Below are 17,708 nucleotides of genomic sequence, written 5' to 3'. Positions count from 1 at the left end.
TGGACCTGAGAGAGTCCCTGATCCCACATGGGGTCTCGGGTGATGAGGTCGCGCCATGCGAAAGGCGGAGATTGAGGCCCTGGTGCGCGCGCACCGGGGCCGTGCCCGTCCCGTCGCGTTCTTTCATGTGCTCCGTCAGCCGTCGCTGGAGCCAGACGATCATGCCTTCCTGTCCGAGCACATCGACGAGCTCGGGACATCCGATCTCCTGCGCTGGAGGGCGCGCTGCGAGAGCGGCTTCAGCGGGCCGGTGATCCGGCAGCTCGCGCGGCTCGCGATCCAGGATCCCGCGCACTTCCAGCACGAGGTGCTGGGCGTGCCGCGCCTCGTGCTCGACGAGGAGGAGTGGATCGAGCTGTCGGATCTCGTGCGCGGCAAGGTCCCGGCGGGGATCTACGAGCGCGTGCTCGAGCGTTGCCGGCGCGAGCCTGTCCAGTGGCCCTCGGAGTACATCCTCGCGCCCAAGGTCCACAAGGGGCTGCCGCCGCTGCTCGACGGGGACGAGCTCGACGGCCTGAACGGGGAGCGCCCCGCGCTGCGCGATCTGCCGGTCCCGAAGATCCTCGCGGCGAGGCGGGCCGGGGCGCTCTCGCTCGACGACGACGCGCTGGCCGCGCTGGCGATGGAGCGCGCGCGCGGCTCGGACGAAGACTGGAGCGTCGATATCCTCCATTTTCCCCCGGCGCTCCGGGACGCGATCCTCGAGAAGGCGCGCCGGACGCCGCGGGGCGCGGAGCGGGCGAACCTGCTCGGCTGGCTCGAGGCGCACGGCGTTTCGCGGGCCGCGCTGATGGACATCGCGCTCGGCGCGATCCGGGCGGGGGACGACGCGTATGCCGTGCTCTCCTGGCTCGCGCGCCAGCTGACGACGCGGGCGGCGTGGGACAGACACGGCCTGGAGACGCTCTCCACGCTGATGTCGGCGCGCGCCTTCTCGGAGATAGGCGAGCTCGTGACGCTCGCGTGGAGCGAGGCCAGCCAGGGCGGCAAGGAGATCTCCCGCGGCTTCCTGGAGGCGATCCAGGTCGCCTTCGCGCTGGTGCTGCTCGGGATGGCGCGGGAGGCGCTCGCGGCGGGCCGCGAGGCGGGCGCGACGGCGGCGCTGTCGGCGCTGGCGTGCCTCGACCCGCCGTCGCGGGTGAGCCGCGCTGTGCACGAGCTCCGGCGGGTCCCGGGCGCGAGCCCGGACGTGGTGGAGCTCATCGCCGTGAACGAGCGGCTGGTGAAGCACAGCGACGCGCGCGACGCCTCCCTGGAGGGCTTCGTGGCGGCCCTCCACGCGATCGCCGACGCGTCTTCGTGATCGCCGCCGGCGCGGCGCCGCGCGCGGCGGCAGCGGCGGCGCGTCCGCTCGCCGCCGGCCGCGCGTGACGTAGCGCCGGGGAGCAAGCAGCGCGGCGCGCCGCGCGACGTGCTGGGCGCGCGGCGCAGGACGCCGGGACGCGTGGGGGGAGCGGCCAGCGCCTCGCCTCCCATCGCGGGATCGACCACGGACGCCGCTTCCAGCGCGGGCGCCGGTGGCCGCCTTCGTTTCCATTGCGCTGGACGACCGCAGCCATCGCTTCCAATGCGATGGCCTCCGGCCGATTTCAATTTCAATGCGGGGACCGGCCTTGCCTCCCCCTCGAACGTCGACTCTGGAGGAGCACGCCGATGGCGTTCATCAACTATGCGAGCCGGGAGATCTACTGCAAGATCGTCTATTACGGACCAGGCCTCTGCGGCAAGACGACGAACCTTCAATACGTGTACGACCGGACGGTGCCGGCCGCCAAGGGGCGGCTCATCTCGCTCAAGACCGAGAGCGATCGCACGCTGTTCTTCGACTTCCTTCCGCTCGACCTCGGGGGCCTGTCGGGCTTCCGGACGCGCCTTCAGCTCTACACGGTGCCGGGCCAGATCTTCTACAGGGCGAGCCGGAAGCTCATCCTGAAGGGGCTGGATGGCGTCGTGTTCGTGGCGGACTCTCAGCGCGCCCGGGTCGACGCGAACGTCGAGTCGATGGCCGATCTCTGGGACAACCTCGCCGAGGAGGGCCGCTCGCCCGGGCGGCTGCCGTTCGTCGTCCAGTACAACAAGCGGGATCTCGAGGGGATCGCCGACATCGAGGAGCTCCGGGAGCTCCTCAACCCGGACGGAGCGCCCGAGTTCGAGGCCGCCGCGGCGAGCGGGCGCGGCGTGTTCGATACCCTGAGGGCGATCTCGAAGCTCGCGCTCAAGGAGGTGCAGCGCCGCCAGCGGTAGGGCCTCCGCGGGCGCCGATCGGTTGCGGCTCGCGCGCGTCGGGCTCACCCTCCCGGAGGGAGGACACGCCATGACACAGAGACTCGCCTACCACGTCATGCCGGACCCCGACGGCTGGGGCTGGGTGGTCGCGGCCGAGGGATACGTCACCCGCTCGCTCCCGTACGGCACGGTGCAGGAAGCGATCGAGTCCACGGAGGACCTCGTCCGCCGGCACCCGGGGAGCACGCTCGTCGTCGACGAGCAGCCGCCGCAGCTCACGCCGATCGAGATAGAGCACCGGCTCGCGGCGTGACCGCGGCCAGATGGGTCGCCTCATCGAGGCGATGCGCCGGGCCGTCGAGCTGCTCGCCGCCGCGGGGCTTCGCAGACAGCTGAACGTTTGTCCACATCGTGTGGATTATCTGTGGATAGTGATCGAGCTGGCTCGCTGCTGCGGGCTCATACGCCGCCCTTTCCCGGTGTTCGAGGACAATCGGCGGCTCCGGCGTTGCGTCGGTGGCGACAGCGCTCGTCGTGGACGAGCACGGTCACTCGTCTGCACGAGACCTGCGAAGGATGTCAAAGGATGTCGAGAGATCGCCGGCAAGGTAACCCCGGTGGGTACCCGCCATCGTCAGGCTTCGGCGGGACGATCACGCATTCTCGTATGCCGCAAAAACTCCCATCTGCCGAAAAACGCGGGGGTGCGCTGCTTTGGTGATTGGGTCCGAGCGGCTCGAGCAACCATGGAAGTCATTCATTGATCCTCGGTCTTCGAGCGTCACCGGCCGCAGGGCCGCCGGCGACGGAGGCCGAGGACCTTTCGCGGATCGCCTCGCGCTCCGCGTGCTCTGAAAGGAACTTTCCATGCGAACTTGCTTGTCGGCGGCGACCGCCGCCGCCCTCGTGCTCCTCGGAGCGTGCGTCGTGGAGGAAGCCTACGGGCCGGAAGAGGGGCTCGAGCAACAGGAAGCCTGGGATCAACCGCTGACGGGCGACGGGCTGACCGCCACGCTGACTGTCGCGTCGGACTGGGGGACCGGGTACTGCGCCGACGTCGCCATCCGGAACACGGGAACCACGACGACAACGAGCTGGCGGATCACCACGAACCTGAACGGCTCCACGCCCACAAACGCGTGGAGCGCCACCACGAGCGTGAGCGGGTCGCAGCTGGTCGCCACCCCAGCAGCCCACAACGCGACCCTGGCGGCGGGCGCATCGACGAGCTTCGGGTTCTGCGCCAACGCGAGCGGTCCCGCGCAGCGCCCAGCGCTCGCCAGCGTGACGGCGGGCGGGTCCGGCAGCGCCAGCAGCAGCAGCTCCAGCAGCAGCAGCGCCAGCAGCAGCAGCAGCAGCAGTTCCAGCAGCACCAGCGCCAGCACCGGCAGCGGCGGCTCCGGCGGCTCCGGCGGCGCGGGCGGCTCCGGAGGCAGCGGCGGCTCCGGCGGTAGCGGCGGCGCCGCCCCGACAGGGCATTACCAGATGGAGGACCTCGACCGCGGCGTCGTCGCCGTCAAGGTCTCGAACGGCGTCTACATCGGATGGAGGATGTTCGGTTACGAGTACGACGCGGCCAACCCGAGCGCGATCTCGTACGATGTGTACCGCAACGGCACGCGCATCGCGAACGTCACGAACAGCACCAACACCCTCGATACCGCCGGCACCAGCACGTCGACCTACGCGATCCGGGCAGTCGTCGGCGGCGTCGCTCAAGCCGCCTCCCCCGCCGCCGCCACCTGGGGCCAGAACTACCTCCGCATCCCCCTCACGGCCCCCGCGGGCGGAACGACGCCATCGAAATGCGATAACGCCGGCGAGAGCTACTCGTACTCCGCGAACGACGCGAGCGTCGGAGACGTGGACGGTGACGGGCAGTACGAGATCATCCTCAAGTGGGATCCCTCGAACGCCAAGGACAACTCCCAGGCCGGCTGCACGGGGCCTGTTTACCTCGACGCCTACAAGCTCGACGGGAAGCGCCTCTTCCGCATCGACCTCGGGAGGAACATCCGGGCGGGCGCGCACTACACCCAGTTCGTCGTGTACGACTTCGACGGCGACGGCAACGCGGAGATCGCGGTGAAGACCGCTCCCGGCGCGCGCGACGGCGCCGGCGCCTACCTCAGCCGAGGTCCCGCGGCCTCCGACGACGACGCGGCGGACTACAGGAACGCCGCGGGCTACGTGCTCACCGGCCCCGAGTACCTGACGGTGTTCAGCGGCGCGAGCGGCGCGGAGCTCGCGACCGTCGCCTTCGACGTGGCCCGCGGGACGGTCTCGTCGTGGGGGGACTCGTACGGCAACCGCGTCGATCGGTTCCTCGCGAGCGCGGCGTTCGTGAGCGATCTCGGGACTGGCCAGGACGCGAGCGGCAGGCCGGCGATCCTGATGGCCCGCGGCTACTACACGCGAGCCACCGTGACCGCCTGGAGCTTCCGCGGCGGCAAGCTCACCCAGATCTGGAAGGCCGACAGCAACGCGAACACCGCCTACACGGGCCAGGGCGCCCACTCCATGGTCGTGGCCGACGTCGACGCCGACGGGGCGCAGGAGGTGATCTACGGGGCCTCGACGATCGACAGCAACGGCACCCGGAAGTGCTCGACGGCGCTCGGGCACGGCGACGCGCTGCACGTCAGCGACTTCGTCCTCTCACGCCCGGGGCTCGAGGTGTTCATGCCGCACGAGGACGGCACCAAGCCGACGTACGACATCCACGACGCGAACTCCTGCGCGATCCTCAAGCAGGGCCCCGTCACGGGGGCCGACACCGGGCGCGGCGTGGCGGGCGACGTGCTCGCGAGCAACGCCGGCGCGGAGATGTGGACCAACTCCACGGGAGGGCTCCTGTCCGCGACCAGCGGGTCGAACGTCGGGAGCCAGCCCGCGTCGGCCAACTTCCTGATCTGGTGGGACGCGGACGAGCTGCGCGAGCTGCAGAACAACACGTCGATCACCAAGTACGGCGGCGGCTCGCTCCTCAGCTGCAGCCAGTGCGCCTCGAACAACGGCACGAAGTCGACGCCGGCGCTCACGGCCGACCTGCTCGGCGACTGGCGGGAGGAGATCGTGTGGCGCGAGTCCGACAATTCGGCGCTGCGGCTGTACACAACGACGAACGTGACGACGCGCCGGCTCTACACGCTGATGCACGACCCCCAGTACCGCATGCAGGTCAGCTCGGAGCAGACCGCCTACAACCAGCCGCCTCACCCGAGCTTCCACATCGGCGGCGGAATGGCGGCGCCCCCCAGGCCGGACATCCACGTGAAGTGACGCCGATGCCCTGACCGATTCCCTCGTTCTGCTGGCAATTTATCAAAAGAAGAGATTGAACAGGGAGGCGGGGAGACGGGGAGGTTCATGGGATTTTACTCCCCGTCTCCCCGCCTCTCTGTGAATTTTTCCGAGATTGGAGAGGATGCTTCAGGTCGATGCCGCGAGCTCGACAGGCGCGTCGGTCCCGTCACTTCCGGTACTGCGCGAGCGTCAGGCCGGCGTCCTCGGTGCCGTCGGCCACCAGGCCCGCCATGACCCGGGCGCCGGTCTCGTTGAAATGGGTGCCGTCGACCGATTTGTCCGCCCGGACGAGGAAGAAGTCCTCGCCCGCCGCCACGCACCCGATCGAGTTGAGGTGGGCGAGCGTCTTCGCGTTGAGATCGATGACGGCCACGTCCAGCTCGTCTCCGAGCTCGCGCATCGCCTGCGAATGGGCGCTCAGGCCATTGCCGAATTCGTGGCTGTCCCCGGAGCACGATCGCCGCGGGGGCGGGGTGACCAGCACCGGCGTCGCGGCGCGCGCCTGCGCGCCCGTGATGTACTGCTCGAGGTACGATTTGAAGTCCGTCGCGGGGTCCAGGTAATAGGGAATGGTCTTGCCGTCGTGCTCGTACGTCGCTGTCTTGTTGCTGTCGTTCGTGCCGAACTGCACGAGGAAGTAGTCTCCGCTCTGGATGTCCTCGAGGACGTCGTCGAGGCGGCCCTCGTCGATGTACCGGCGCGCGGTCCGGCCGCCGATGGCCCGGTTGTCGACGCGCACCCGCTCGTCGAAGAACTCCCCCAGCATCTGGCCCCAGCCCGCCTGGTGAAGGGCGCTGTTCACGTAGGTCTGAACGGTCGAGTCGCCGGCGATGTACACCGTGACGTCCGGCAGCTCGGCGCTCCCGCCGCCGCCTTCCGAGCCGCCTGAAGCGCTCGTCGTCCCTCCGGCCGCGCCGCCGCCGCCACCCTCTCCCGCGCCGCCCACACCCGTGGCGCTGGAGCCGGAAGCGCTGCTCGCACCGCCCGCACCGCTGCTGGCGCTCGTGCTTGCGCTGGTGCTGGTACTGGTGCTGCTACCGCCGCCACCGCCGCCGCCTGTGGTCTGCGTGGCGGGGTGATCGTCGGGGTCTCCCGAGCTGCACCCCCCCGACGCGAAGCCGATGCCGGCGACGAAAGAATGAAGCACGACGGTCATGAAGATAGGCCGAATTCGCATGACGAGCTCCTGCAGGAAAACAGTGCACGGCGAGCACGCGTCGGGTGCGTGCCCGGAGGGACGTACGTGGCCAGCGGGGGTGAAGAGCGCGCGAAGCGATGACAAAGCGCCGCGCTGTCCTCCCCACGTGCGCCGAGGCGGCTGCGATCAATCACGCGTCGTTCGATTTTCTCGCGGGCGCCCGGGCCGTCGCGTCAAAGCGCAAATTTTCATGAGAACGACCGTTCCTCGGCTCGACGCCAGGCCAACGGGGCGCCGTCAGAGCTCGACGCCGAGCAGCACGCCAGGCCGGAAACGGTACCGCGTAAAGACGGTCTCGGTCCCCTGCTCGAGCGCGAGATCGTAGCGGACGCGCGCGGGATCGAGCTCGACGAAGAGCTCCGTGAACAGCCGGACATCGCGGCTCAGCGGCAGCTTGGCGACGGCGCCGGCCACGAGCACGAGCGCGTTCGAGGCGCTCGCCCCGGCGGGGACGAACGACGGCGCCCCAGCGCTGCCTGGCCGCGGCGCCGCCTCGACATGATCGAGGCCCGCGCCGAGCCGCGCGCCGAGCTCCAGCAGCGCCGCGCCGGGCGTGAGGGCGTAGAGCCAGGAGGCGTCCGCGCGGAGCGCTATCGTGCGGAGATCGAGGCCGATGCGCGGCTCCTCGAAGCGGCGCTCGAACTGGTACTGGATGCGCGCGTCGAGGGCGAGCCGCTGCCGCCCCGAGCTCGCGCCGAGCGCGACGCGAACGCCAGGGCCGTGCGTCCAGCCGATCTCCGCCGAGTGCACCGTGACGCCGTAGAACGCCCCGAGCTCCAGCGCGCCGCGCAGCGCCGGCGCCGCCTGGCCCGGCGCGTTGCCCGGCGGCGCTGCCCGGCCCGGCGGGTTGCCCGCCGGCGCCGCCTGGCCAGGCGGGTTGCCCGCCGGCGCCGCCTGGCGGAGGACGAGCGCGCGCGCCTGTTCCCGATCGAGCGACGCGCGCGCGCCCCCGCGCAGCGACCGCAGCGAGAGCTCCACGACCTGGGCCACGGACTCGCGATCGAGCTCGTCGAAGCCGCCCGAGAGCTCGATCGAGCGCACCAGGAAGCGATCGGCCACGGGATCGGTGAAGTAGAGCGCGGCGCGGCGCGGGTCGCTCACGTCGATCCAGCAGGAGAGGGCCACGCCGGAGGAGGCCCGCGCAGCGAAGAGCGCCGCCGCGTCGAACGTCGGCGCGACCCGGAACCGGAGCGCGAACGCGGAGAGCGCCTGGGATTCGAGCGCCGCCCGGATCGCGCCGAGGTTCGGCGCGGGGCCCGTCAGCACGATCTCCACCACCGGCGCGCCGGGCGACGCGGGCGCCGCCGAAGGCCCCTCCTCCATGGCCGTGGCGCGCGCCGCGGAGAGCGCGATCGCCGCGGCGAACCCGAGCCAGATCGGCGCTCGCTCCGTGATCACCCTCCGAGCTCGGCGAGGCGGCGGCGGGCGTGCTCGACGTACGGCGAGCCCGGGTGCTCCCGGAGCAGGCGCCGCCAGGTCTGCGCCTCGTCGCCGGCGCGCCCGAGCGCCCGCAGGGCGCGCCCGCGGCCATAGAGCGCCTCGACCGCGAGCGGGCGCGACCCGGCGACGCCGAGGTACCGATCGAACTGCGCGAGCGCCGCGGCAGGCGAGCCGTTGTGGAGGAGCAGGCCGCCAAGCGACACGAGGGAGAGCGTGGCCTCGGGCGACGACGCGAACCCCTTCTGGAGCGCGCGGTAGAGCTCGATGGCGCGCCGGGAGCGGCCGGCGCGCCGCGCGTCGTTGGCCTCCCGGAACAGCTGCTCCGCCGTCGAGGCGGTCGGAGAAGCGCCCGGCGAGGACGCCGCCGCGCTCGGCCCGCGCTCGGCCTCGCGCGGCCTCGGGGCGGCCGGCGCGAGCTCCGGCGGCGCCGTTTCGGTGGGCGCCGGCGCGGCCTCGCCCTCGGACGGAGCGGCCGCGGAGGACGCGGCAGCGCGCGCACGGGACACCGCCGCGCGCAGCGAGGGCTCGATCAGGCGGGCGCCCGGCCCCATCTCCGCTGCCGGGCGCGGCTGGACGAGCGCCGAGGTCGCGAGCGACACCCCGGCGACGAGGACGGCCGCCGCGGCGCAGAGCCAGGCGCTCCGCGTCCGTCCGGCCCAGCGCCGCCCCGCGAGGAGGCTCCGCGGTCGAGCGCCGTCGTCTCCGCGCCGGACGTCGTTGTCGGGCCGCACGGGCGCGCTCGCGAGCCGCACCGGCGCGCCTTCGCGCCGCTGCCGCGCGAGCGCTCCTGCGCGCCGCCGCCGCGCCGGCGCTCCCTCGCACGGCAGGTCGATCACGGCCCCGCCGATCGCGGCGTTCGCGATGCGCGCGAGGAGCTCTGCGTCCCCGGGCTCCGCCGCGCCCGCGGCGTCGAAGTCCAGCGCGAGCACCCAGCTGATCCGGCACGACGCGCAGGTGCCGAGGTGGGCGTCGAGGGCGAGCCGGTCCGGCTCGGTCGCGACGCCGCGGCGCACCCGCGTGAGGAGCTCGCTCCGACAGTCGGCGGTCATGTCTCCCTCCCCAGGAAGAGCTCGGCCAGCTTCGCGTTGTTGGCGAGCGCGCGCCGCAGCGCCTCCTTGCCGAGCCGGAGCCGACTCCAGACCGTGTTCGGAGAGACGCGGGCCAGCGCCGCGATCTCGTCGACCGTGTAGCCAAGCACGAAATGGAGGGCCAGCGCCTCCGCGGTCGCCTCGGGCATCCTGTCGAGCACCTCTAGCACCATCTTACGCCGCCGGCTCGAGACCGCCTCGGCGAACGGCGACGCGCCGCTCTCGTCCGGGGCCACGTCGATCGGCGCGCCCGGCTCGTCGAAGCGCGCGCGCACGCTGAGGCGCCGGCGCGCGCCCAGCGCGGTCATCACGGCGATCCGGTTGGCGAAGTGGAGCACGGTGCACTCCGCGCGAAAGGACGGCAGCGCCTGGAGCAGCGCGAGCACGGCTTCCTGGGTCACGTCCTCGACGTCGGGGTGATGCGGGCCGAGCACCTTCCGGACGCTCCGCAACATGGCGCCGCCGAGCTCGGTGATGAGCGTGCGGATCGCCGCCGGATCGCGCGCGGCGGCGGCGCGCGCGAGGCCGAGCAGCTCGTCGGCCCGCGGAGGCGCTCCCTCCGGCGGCGCGTGGAGGTCAGTCACGGGCTTTCGCATTCTGGCGACGATGGTGGAGTCCATGAGTGCCGATCATCAGGGCGCGCAGCGCGGAGCCCGGCGGAGGTGGCGCGACTAGGGCCCTCCGGAGCGCGGCCAGCCGTCGGTGTCCCACGCCAGATCGGAGATCCGCAGCGTGGGGGCGCCGTTCGATTGCGCGTCGTAGGCGTGATAGATGTTGTAAGAGCGATCGCCGGAGAACAGCACGGCATTGTGCCCGGGCCCTCGCCAGCGGGAGCCTCCTTCCACGAGGATGCTGCCGCCGCCGGACATCATCGGTGTCCCCTTCTTGTCGACGTACGGGCCTGTGATGCTCGTCGAACGACCGACGGCGATCTTGTACGTGCTGTCCGTCCCACGGCAGCAGGCGTCGAACGAGACGAACAGGTAATAGAAGCCGCAGCGCCGGACGATGAAGGGCGCCTCGAGCGCCCCGCGCGCGTCGGGGCGGGCGGCGAGGGCGTGGAGCTCCTTGTCGGCCCGCTCCCCCGACGGGGCGAGCTTCACCATCTTGATACCGCCCCAGAAGCTCCCGAACACGAGCCACGGCGTCCCCTCCTCATCCATCGCGACGTTGGGATCGATCGCGTTCCAGTCGTCCCGCGCCCCGCCGTCGTTGGAGCAGATGGCGGCGCCGCGGTCCGTCCAGGGACCTGCCGAGTCGAGCGATGCCTTCGTCGCGTGCCCGATGCACGACCGGTTGCTGCCGAACGTGGAGGCGGAGTAGTAGAGATGGTAGGTGTCGCCGAAGCGCGAGATATCGGGCGCCCACAGGTCGCTCACGCCCGGGACCTTCTCTTCCAGCCAGGCGGGCTTCGCGTCGAACACCCGACCTGCGGCCTGCCACGTGGTGAGGTTCGACGAGCTCTTCATCGGGAGCCTGTCCCCCGTCTGGAACAGGTAGTAGCGGTCGCCCGCCTGGATGATGGCCGGGTCGTGGGTCCCCAGGTTCCCGGACAGGGGCAGCGCCTCTGGCGGGCTCGCCGGGTCGTAGAGGGCATCGGCGCACCTGTCCGCGGCCCCTCCCGCGCCGCCGCCGCTGCCGCCGGCGCCGCCGCTGCCGCCGGCGCCGCCGCTGCCTCCGGCGTCGCCGCTGCCACCCGCGCCGCCGCTCCCGCCGGCGCCCCCGGCGCCCCCCACCCCGGCCGTCGCGCTCGGATGGCCTCCCGCGCCGCTGCTCGCCGTGGTGGCGGAAGCGGTGGTCGTGCCGCCCGCGCCGGTGGCGCCGCTGTCCTGGCCGCCTGAGCCGGAGCCCTGCGCCGAGGGCTCCGTGCTGCAGCCCGCGAGCGTTGCGACGACGCCGATCAGGAGGCTCGACGTGGGCGAGGACACCTGTCGTCGCCGTGACCGGCAAAGCGTGAGACGCATCTTGAACTCCTGAGGCTCCATGGGCGGATCATCCGTCGAGGTGCTGGCCATGGGGTCGGCTCGATGTCCTCCGGGACGGGTCGCCCCGCTCTCCCACGTGGGCCGGAGCGCCCACGATCAATCATGGGTTGCTCGAGCTTCTCGTGGAGCGCCAAAAACCGTCTTCGCAGAAATTTTACACCGAGACGGCGATGCCACGAATCATCGTGCGACGCGCCGAGCTTCGTAGATGTCGGCCACCCCGCTCCGCGTCGACGCGAAGAACAGGACGGCCCCGTCGGGCGAGAGGTGTGGATCGGTGTCGCGCTCTTCGGGAAGGTTCAGCGGCTCACCGAGCGACTCCGCCTCTTCGAAGGCCGCGTCGGTCGACGGCCGTCGCGCCCAGAACAGGTCTCCTCCGCCCTCGCGGCTCGATCGGAACAGGATCTGCTTGCCGTCGTCGAACAGGAACGGGCCGCCCTCGTCGCCTGGGCCGTCCAGCCCGGCGAGCGGGACGAGCGCGCTCCAGTCGTCCTCCGGGCGTTCGCGCGACGCGATCGCGAGGTACGTCTCCGCGTCCGCGGGCGTGACGCCGGTCACGACGTGGAGCCCTGGGGGATCGACGTGAGCGCCCATCACCGTGGCGCCCTCGACGGCGAGGGCGTCCACGTGCGCTGGCGTTCCCCACGGGTCGTCCCGGCTGGCGCGCTCGGCCAGCCAGGTGCCCTCCGGCTCGCGCCTGCTGTAGAACCAGATCCGGAGCCCATCCCCGGAGACGCAGGGGGTATCCTCGATGCTCTCGGCCAGGTTGATGTTCTCCACGGCGTGCGGCGGGTCCCAGGGCGAGCCCACCCCTGCCCGCCGCGACGTCCAGATGTCCCGGTTCCCCTCGCGATCGGACATGAAATAGATCTCGAGCAGATCGTCCGTGAGGGTCGGGTCCTCTTCCCTTTCGCTGCTGTTGAGCTCCGTCATCGCCGCCGGCGCCTCGAACCTCGGCCGCTCCGGCACGCTCCCTCCCCCGCCCTGCCCTGGCGCGAACACGCCGATGACGAAGCGCTGGTCCTCGCACCCCGCCCCGCCGAGCGCGAGCCAGAGCCCCCACGCCACCGTGATCTCCCGGGACCGCCACCTCATCTACCCCCGTTCATACGCGCCCATGCCCGCTGGATCGAGCCCCCGTCCCTGCCGACGAGGGCGGGGCGCCTCACCCGACGCCGGCCTCGCTCGGCGGCGCGAGGTGCTGGAGGATCGACGGATCGAGGCCGCGCGCCCCCTCCGCCCTCAGGAGCCGGCTCGCGGCGCCGCTGGCGATCGAGCCGATCAGGAAGACGGCGACGCCGAAGAGCAGGATCGGGTTGCGACCGTAGATGTCCGATAGCTTGCCGCAGATGGGCACCAGCACCGACGAGGTGAGCAGGTAGGCGATGGTGACCCAGGCGTACTGGTGCGAAGCGGAAGACGCGGCCGATCCCGGCATGGGCGCGCACGACATCGGCCCCCTGGGTCGTCCAGGAGATCAGCCCCGAGCAGCGCGTCGAGGAGGATCGTGATGCTCGACGGGGCGTCAGCGCGCGGGCTCGTCGAGCAGTGCGCGGACGCGCCCCTCGACAGCCGCAAACTCGGGGGTATCGTCGGCAAGACAGAGATTGGCATAGTCGAGGCGAACGAGGTACCTACGGGTCGCGGACGCCAACACGCTCGGCGACGACAGCCAGCGGGGCAGCCCGACGCCATCCGATCGATGCGCGCCGGCTGCCCCGCCTCCTTGTGCAAGCGCGTGAAGCATGGCCACCTCGAACGGCGCCCGAGCAGCGCCGGTGTGTCCATCCCTCCTCAGCCGCGTGCATCAGGCGACCTCGCCCCTCCTGGCCGCCGGCGCATGTAAATCTTCATCGTTTCTCAGCGCAAAAGTATCTTCCTGAGCGATCGGCTGGTGAAGCCCCCCAAAAAAGACAAAGGACCCGTGATTGATCCTGGGCGCCTCGGCTCACCTGGACCACGAGAGGAAGGAGCTGAGGTGACCGTGTGGTCCGCGCGTCGTATCGTGTCTCTGGTGAACCGCGCGGTGGAGTGCTGGTCGAGCCGGAGCGCAGCGAGCCTGCACTGTCGGACGACCTTCAACGAGCAGCTCGGCCTCGGATCGACTTGAATCATTGAATGGTGAAACCATGAACTTCAAGCACGCTTACGCTTCCGGTGCATTGCTGTCGATCGGCCTCGTCGGCTGCGTCGCGACGGACGACGGCTCCGCGGACGCGCACGCCATGGACGTGGACTCGCGGAGCGACGCGCTCAGCGCCGTCAGGGTCGAGGCCGAGGCGCAGTCGTGGTCAATCTCCGCCGGAGACAGGATCGAGACCAACTCGGGCAACGTGAAGCTCCGTGCCAGCCAGAGCGGCGACTTCTTCAAGTTCTCGAAGCCGGTCGAGGCCGGCACGTACAGGCTCGTCCTCCGCTACGCCAAGCGGAACGTATACGGCAAGTACGACGTCAACGTGGCCGGCGCGACGGTGGGGAGCCTCGACGCCTACAGCTCGTCCACGGGCGACAGCTGGACGACGGCGACGCTCGGGGAGAAGGCGCTCTCCGGCAGTGTCGAATTCTCGTTCCAGGTCACGGGCAAGAACTCCTCCGCGCGGGGCTATGACCTGAAGGTCGATTACATCGAGCTCGTGCCCGTGGAGAGCGGCGGCGACTCGGGCGGCGGCGGGACGGGGGCCGCGGGCGGAGGCGGGCCAGGGGACGGCGGAGCGCCGGGAGCGAGCGGCGGCGCCGGCGGCGCGGGCGGAGCGACCGACACCTGCGGCAGGGCCGCCACGTGCGGCTCGCACAAGTGGGCGTGCTGGCCGATGCCGAATCCGGCGGGCAGCGGCCTGCCCAACCCCGCGAGCTACACCGATCTCGGCGGCGGCGTGGTGCACGACGACGTCACGTGCCTCGACTGGCAGCAGAGCCCTCCCGCGGACGTGTACACGTGGGACCAGGCGATCAGCTACTGCGACTCTCTGACGCTCGGCGGGTTCTCCGACTGGCGTCTGCCCACGCGCATCGAGATGACCTCGCTCGTGGACTTCACCCGGAGCCCGGCCATCGACAGGACCGCGTTCCCGGGAGCCCGGGGGGGCTTCCACAAGACGTCGTCCGATTGGATCCTCACGATCCGGCAGGCCGGCGCCGGGCGCGGTCGCGACTTCGCCTGGGCCTTCAACGTCAGCGACGGGATCGTCAGCAACGCCTACTCCAAGGCGACTGCGGCGAGCCTGCGCTGCGTGCGGGGCAACGGCGCGGGGGAGGCGCCGAGCAGCCCGGCCGTGGCGCCGCCCGACCAGTACACCGTCGTGTCACAAGGAGAGGTGAGAGACAACTACACAGGGCTCGTCTGGCAGCAGGGGTATTCACCGACCACGATGACGTGGGAGGAGGCGAAGAGCTATTGCGCGACGCTCGATCTGAACGACCACGCCTGGCGCTTGCCGAGCATCCGGGAGCTGGCGACCCTCGTCGACGAGGCGCTGGTCGGGCCCTCGATCCACCGGACGATGTTCCCCGACACGCAGTACGGCGCCCGGAGCAACGACTGGTACTGGGGCTCCCACGCGGCCGCACGGAACGCGTCGGCGGCGTGGGCGCTCAACTTCGACGACGGCTTCACCGGGTTCAACGCCGGCGCCAGCGGCAAGTGGAACTACTTCACGGCAGGCTGGGCGAGGTGCGTGCGCTGAAGTTCGCTCGGCGGGGCGACCGGTGACTCAGCCATGGCGCTGGCGCGGCGATCGGAGGAATCCGAGCGACGCCGCGAGATGCCGCTGTGCGGACGAAAAAACGTTGTTGGGCTGCCATCGCCCCCGCGCCGGCCCAGGGGATCAGCGCCTGCCTGCCCATCGCCCAGCTCTGGCGGGGCTCACGACCGACGCCAGCTGGGCCAAGTACGAGGGCAACCACGCCGATACGTGCAGAGGCTCTGCTGGTAGCTCGCCTCCGGCTACGAGCCTTCCTTAGCACGGCAGCCGTGCTCGCCTCGTCTCCTAGACTGTTCCGCTCGACCAGAAAATTCCACCCCCGCGGCTCCTCCGGGATGCGCGAAAAAAAATGCGAGTGGGCACCTCAGAGTCGTGACCGAAAGCCAGCACCTCGTCCCACATACCCATCGAGTTCTGGAAACGGTGATCTCGGACGTTCCTTCGCGGCGGCTCAGCGGCCCCGCGATCGCGGAGTGATCCGTGACCAGCTCACGCACCCCACGCTCCGGCAGCGTCGGCGTCGGCGTCGGCTTTTGGCTTTTCCTCGATTGGCTTGGAAGGCGAGTACTACAATGAGAGACATTACCTATGGGACCATGGCCCTGGTCGTAGTGGGAGCCCTGAGTGCGTGCAGCGGGCCCGAATCGGGCGATGACGGCTCGGGTGGCGGTCAGAGTGCAGGCGGCGCGTCCGGGCAGGCGTCCAGCGGCGCGTCCGGCCAGACTTCCAGCGGCGCGTCCGGCCAGACTTCCAGCGGCGCGTCCGGCCAGACTTCCAGCAGCGCGTCCGGCCAGACTTCCAGCAGCGCGTCCGGCCAGACTTCCAGCAGCGCGTCGGGCGGAGGAGCAACCGGCGCGGGTGGCACCGACAGTCCAGGCGAGTCAATCTGCGGCGTGACACCGGCCGCCGCGACTGGCCACGTCAAGCTGGAGGACCTGTGCCGCGGCGTGGTGGCCGTGCGCTCGGGCGAGGGCAACTTCATCAGCTGGCGGTTGATGGGCTACGAGGATCCCGGGATCGGGTTCAACGTCTACCGCGACGGCACCAAGGTGAACGACGCTCCCATCACCGACTCGACCAACTACCTCGACTCGGGGGCGCCCGGAGGCGCGAAGTACACCGTCCGCGCCGTGATCGATGGCGTCGAGCAGGGCGACTCGGCCAACACGCGCGACGGGGACTCAGGCACCCCCACGTGGCAGCAGAACTATCTGACCATCCCGCTCAAAACGCCCGACAATTACGAAGCCGGAGACGCCTCTCCCGGCGATCTCGACGGCGACGGCGACTACGAGCTCGTGGTCAAGGAGCAGGACACCCCGCGCGATCCGTCGCAAGACGGCCGCACCGGCCAGCCAAAATTCGCGGCCTACGACACCGACGGCACCTTCTTGTGGCGCATCGACCTGGGCATCAACATCCGCGAGAGCGAGCACACCACGCCCTTCGTCGTGTACGATCTGGACGGCGATGGTCGCGCTGAGATCGCCATCAAGACCGCTCCTGGCACGCGCGATGGGAAGGGAGCGTTCCTGCACACCGGTCCCGCCGCCGACGATGACGACTCGCGAGACTATCGCAACGGGGCGGGCAAGATCTTGAGCGGGCCGGAATATCTCACGATCTTCAGCGGCGTCGACGGCTCGGAGCTCGCGACCATCGGGTACCACGCCCCCATCACGAGCGGCAGCTTCGGCGACAACAACGGCAACCGCTCGGATCGCTACAACGCCACGCTGGCGTTCCTCGACGACTCCGGCCAGCCGAGCGTCGTCATGCAGCGGGGCTACTACGCCCGAACGACGTTCGGAGCGTACAACTACCGCGACGGCAAGCTGAGCCTGATGTGGAGCTTCGATTCGTCCGCGAACGGCAACGGTGCCTACGCCAGCAAGGGCACTCACAGCGTCATGGCAGCGGATACGGACGGCGACTTGAGGCAGGAGATCATCCCTGGTGGCGCGACGATCGGCCCCGACGGCAAGGGCAAGTGCGCCGTCAATTTCGGCGCGCACGGCGACGCGCTCCACATCACCGACCTGGTCCCCTCACGCCCCGGGCTCGAGGTGTTCCAGCCGACCGAACAGAACGGCGTGCCCTCTTACTTCCTCCGAGATGCGGAGACCTGCGAGATCCTGTGGCGCGGCCCGAACAGCGACGGCGAGGGGCCGGGCCGCGGCGCTGCCGACGACATCTCCCCCGATAACCCGGGAGGTGAGGCCTGGACCAACACCGCCGGCCTGTTCAATGCGGAGAGCGGTCGCAACATCGGCTCCCGTCCTCGCCAGGTGAACTTCCTGATCTGGTGGGACGGCGACGAGAGCCGCGAGCTACTCGACGGCAACACCGTCACGAACTTCGACGGCGAAGGTCGGGGCTTCACCGCGAACGGCTGCACCTCGATCAACGGCACCAAATCGGTGCCGACGCTCAGCGCGGATCTGTTCGGCGACTGGCGCGAGGAGGTCGTGTTCCTGTGCGGCAACAGCCTGCGCATCTACACCACCGATCAGATCACGAAACGCCGCATCTACACGCTGATGCACGATCCGCAGTACCGTGCCAACGTGTCGGCGCAAAACGCGAGCTACAACCAGCCGCCGCACACCAGCTTCCATATCGGCGACGGCATGAGGGAGCCCCCCAGACCCAACATCACGGTGCGGTGATGTCGCGGTGACATCGTGCGGCCGGAGCGCTTCCGTCAGCGGCGTCGCTCCGCCGCGCCGAGGGGCTCAGGCCGCGACGCGCGGCGGTGGGGAGG

General features: G+C 70.7%; 13 protein-coding genes. 6 read left to right on the top strand and 7 right to left on the bottom strand.

Annotation, left to right across the window (positions count from 1 at the left end; all coding sequences use genetic code 11):
- Window positions 1-55: 55 nt before the first annotated feature.
- From WMF46_RS08130 to WMF46_RS08115, 4 genes are all read left to right on the top strand, one after another.
- A complete protein-coding gene (locus WMF46_RS08130; protein ID WP_437985096.1) occupies window positions 56-1,303 on the top strand; it encodes a hypothetical protein in 1,248 nt (415 codons plus the stop codon).
- Between the two features lie 350 nt (window positions 1,304-1,653).
- Window positions 1,654-2,244, top strand: coding sequence for a GTP-binding protein (locus WMF46_RS08125; protein ID WP_437985095.1), 591 nt, complete (start codon window positions 1,654-1,656; stop codon window positions 2,242-2,244).
- A 70-nt stretch (window positions 2,245-2,314) separates the two neighbouring features.
- Window positions 2,315-2,539 carry a DUF2188 domain-containing protein gene (locus WMF46_RS08120; protein ID WP_437985094.1) on the top strand — a complete coding sequence of 75 codons (225 nt, stop codon included), beginning with the start codon at window positions 2,315-2,317 and terminating at the stop codon, window positions 2,537-2,539.
- 554 nt (window positions 2,540-3,093) lie between these two features.
- Entirely contained in the window at window positions 3,094-5,508 is a 2,415-nt protein-coding gene (locus WMF46_RS08115) for a cellulose binding domain-containing protein (RefSeq protein WP_437985093.1), read from the top strand.
- Window positions 5,509-5,698: 190 nt separating this feature from the next.
- Here the strand turns inward: WMF46_RS08115 and WMF46_RS08110 are convergent, their stop codons facing one another.
- The 7 genes from WMF46_RS08110 to WMF46_RS08080 all read right to left on the bottom strand — a co-directional run bounded on the left by WMF46_RS08110 (window position 5,699) and on the right by WMF46_RS08080 (window position 12,681).
- Window positions 5,699-6,709, bottom strand: a complete 1,011-nt coding sequence (locus WMF46_RS08110; protein ID WP_437985092.1) for a rhamnogalacturonan acetylesterase — start codon at window positions 6,707-6,709, stop codon at window positions 5,699-5,701.
- A 258-nt stretch (window positions 6,710-6,967) separates the two neighbouring features.
- Window positions 6,968-8,128: a hypothetical protein gene (locus WMF46_RS08105; protein ID WP_437985091.1), complete on the bottom strand. Its 1,161-nt coding sequence runs from the start codon at window positions 8,126-8,128 to the stop codon at window positions 6,968-6,970.
- Window positions 8,125-9,219, bottom strand: coding sequence for a tetratricopeptide repeat protein (locus WMF46_RS08100; protein WP_437985090.1), 1,095 nt, complete (start codon window positions 9,217-9,219; stop codon window positions 8,125-8,127). The genes WMF46_RS08105 and WMF46_RS08100 overlap by 4 nt, the downstream gene beginning before the upstream one ends.
- Complete coding sequence (locus WMF46_RS08095; RefSeq protein WP_437907910.1) at window positions 9,216-9,842, bottom strand: RNA polymerase sigma factor; 627 nt, start codon at window positions 9,840-9,842, stop codon at window positions 9,216-9,218. Before WMF46_RS08095 ends, WMF46_RS08100 begins: the two co-directional genes overlap by 4 nt.
- A gap of 87 nt (window positions 9,843-9,929) precedes the next feature.
- Window positions 9,930-11,186, bottom strand: a complete 1,257-nt coding sequence (locus WMF46_RS08090) for an arabinan endo-1,5-alpha-L-arabinosidase (RefSeq protein ID WP_437985089.1) — start codon at window positions 11,184-11,186, stop codon at window positions 9,930-9,932.
- A gap of 237 nt (window positions 11,187-11,423) precedes the next feature.
- Entirely contained in the window at window positions 11,424-12,338 is a 915-nt protein-coding gene (locus WMF46_RS08085) for a hypothetical protein (RefSeq protein WP_437985088.1), read from the bottom strand.
- A gap of 70 nt (window positions 12,339-12,408) precedes the next feature.
- The gene (locus tag WMF46_RS08080) at window positions 12,409-12,681 is read right to left on the bottom strand and encodes an MFS transporter (protein WP_437907907.1); all 273 of its coding nucleotides are present in this window, start codon (window positions 12,679-12,681) and stop codon (window positions 12,409-12,411) included.
- Window positions 12,682-13,372: 691 nt separating this feature from the next.
- On the opposite strand from WMF46_RS08080, the gene WMF46_RS08075 reads away from it, so the two are divergent.
- Window positions 13,373-14,926, top strand: a complete 1,554-nt coding sequence (locus WMF46_RS08075; RefSeq protein ID WP_437985087.1) for an Lcl domain-containing protein — start codon at window positions 13,373-13,375, stop codon at window positions 14,924-14,926.
- Window positions 14,927-15,540: 614 nt separating this feature from the next.
- Entirely contained in the window at window positions 15,541-17,613 is a 2,073-nt protein-coding gene (locus WMF46_RS08070) for a rhamnogalacturonan lyase (protein ID WP_437985086.1), read from the top strand.
- Window positions 17,614-17,708 lie beyond the last annotated feature (95 nt).

The sequence above is a fragment of the Sorangium sp. So ce117 genome (assembly GCF_051524395.1).
Lineage (GTDB): Bacteria > Myxococcota_A > Polyangia > Polyangiales > Polyangiaceae > Sorangium > Sorangium cellulosum_B.
Note: the sequence above shows the minus strand (reverse complement) of the source record. Positions and strands in the feature narration are given on the sequence as shown.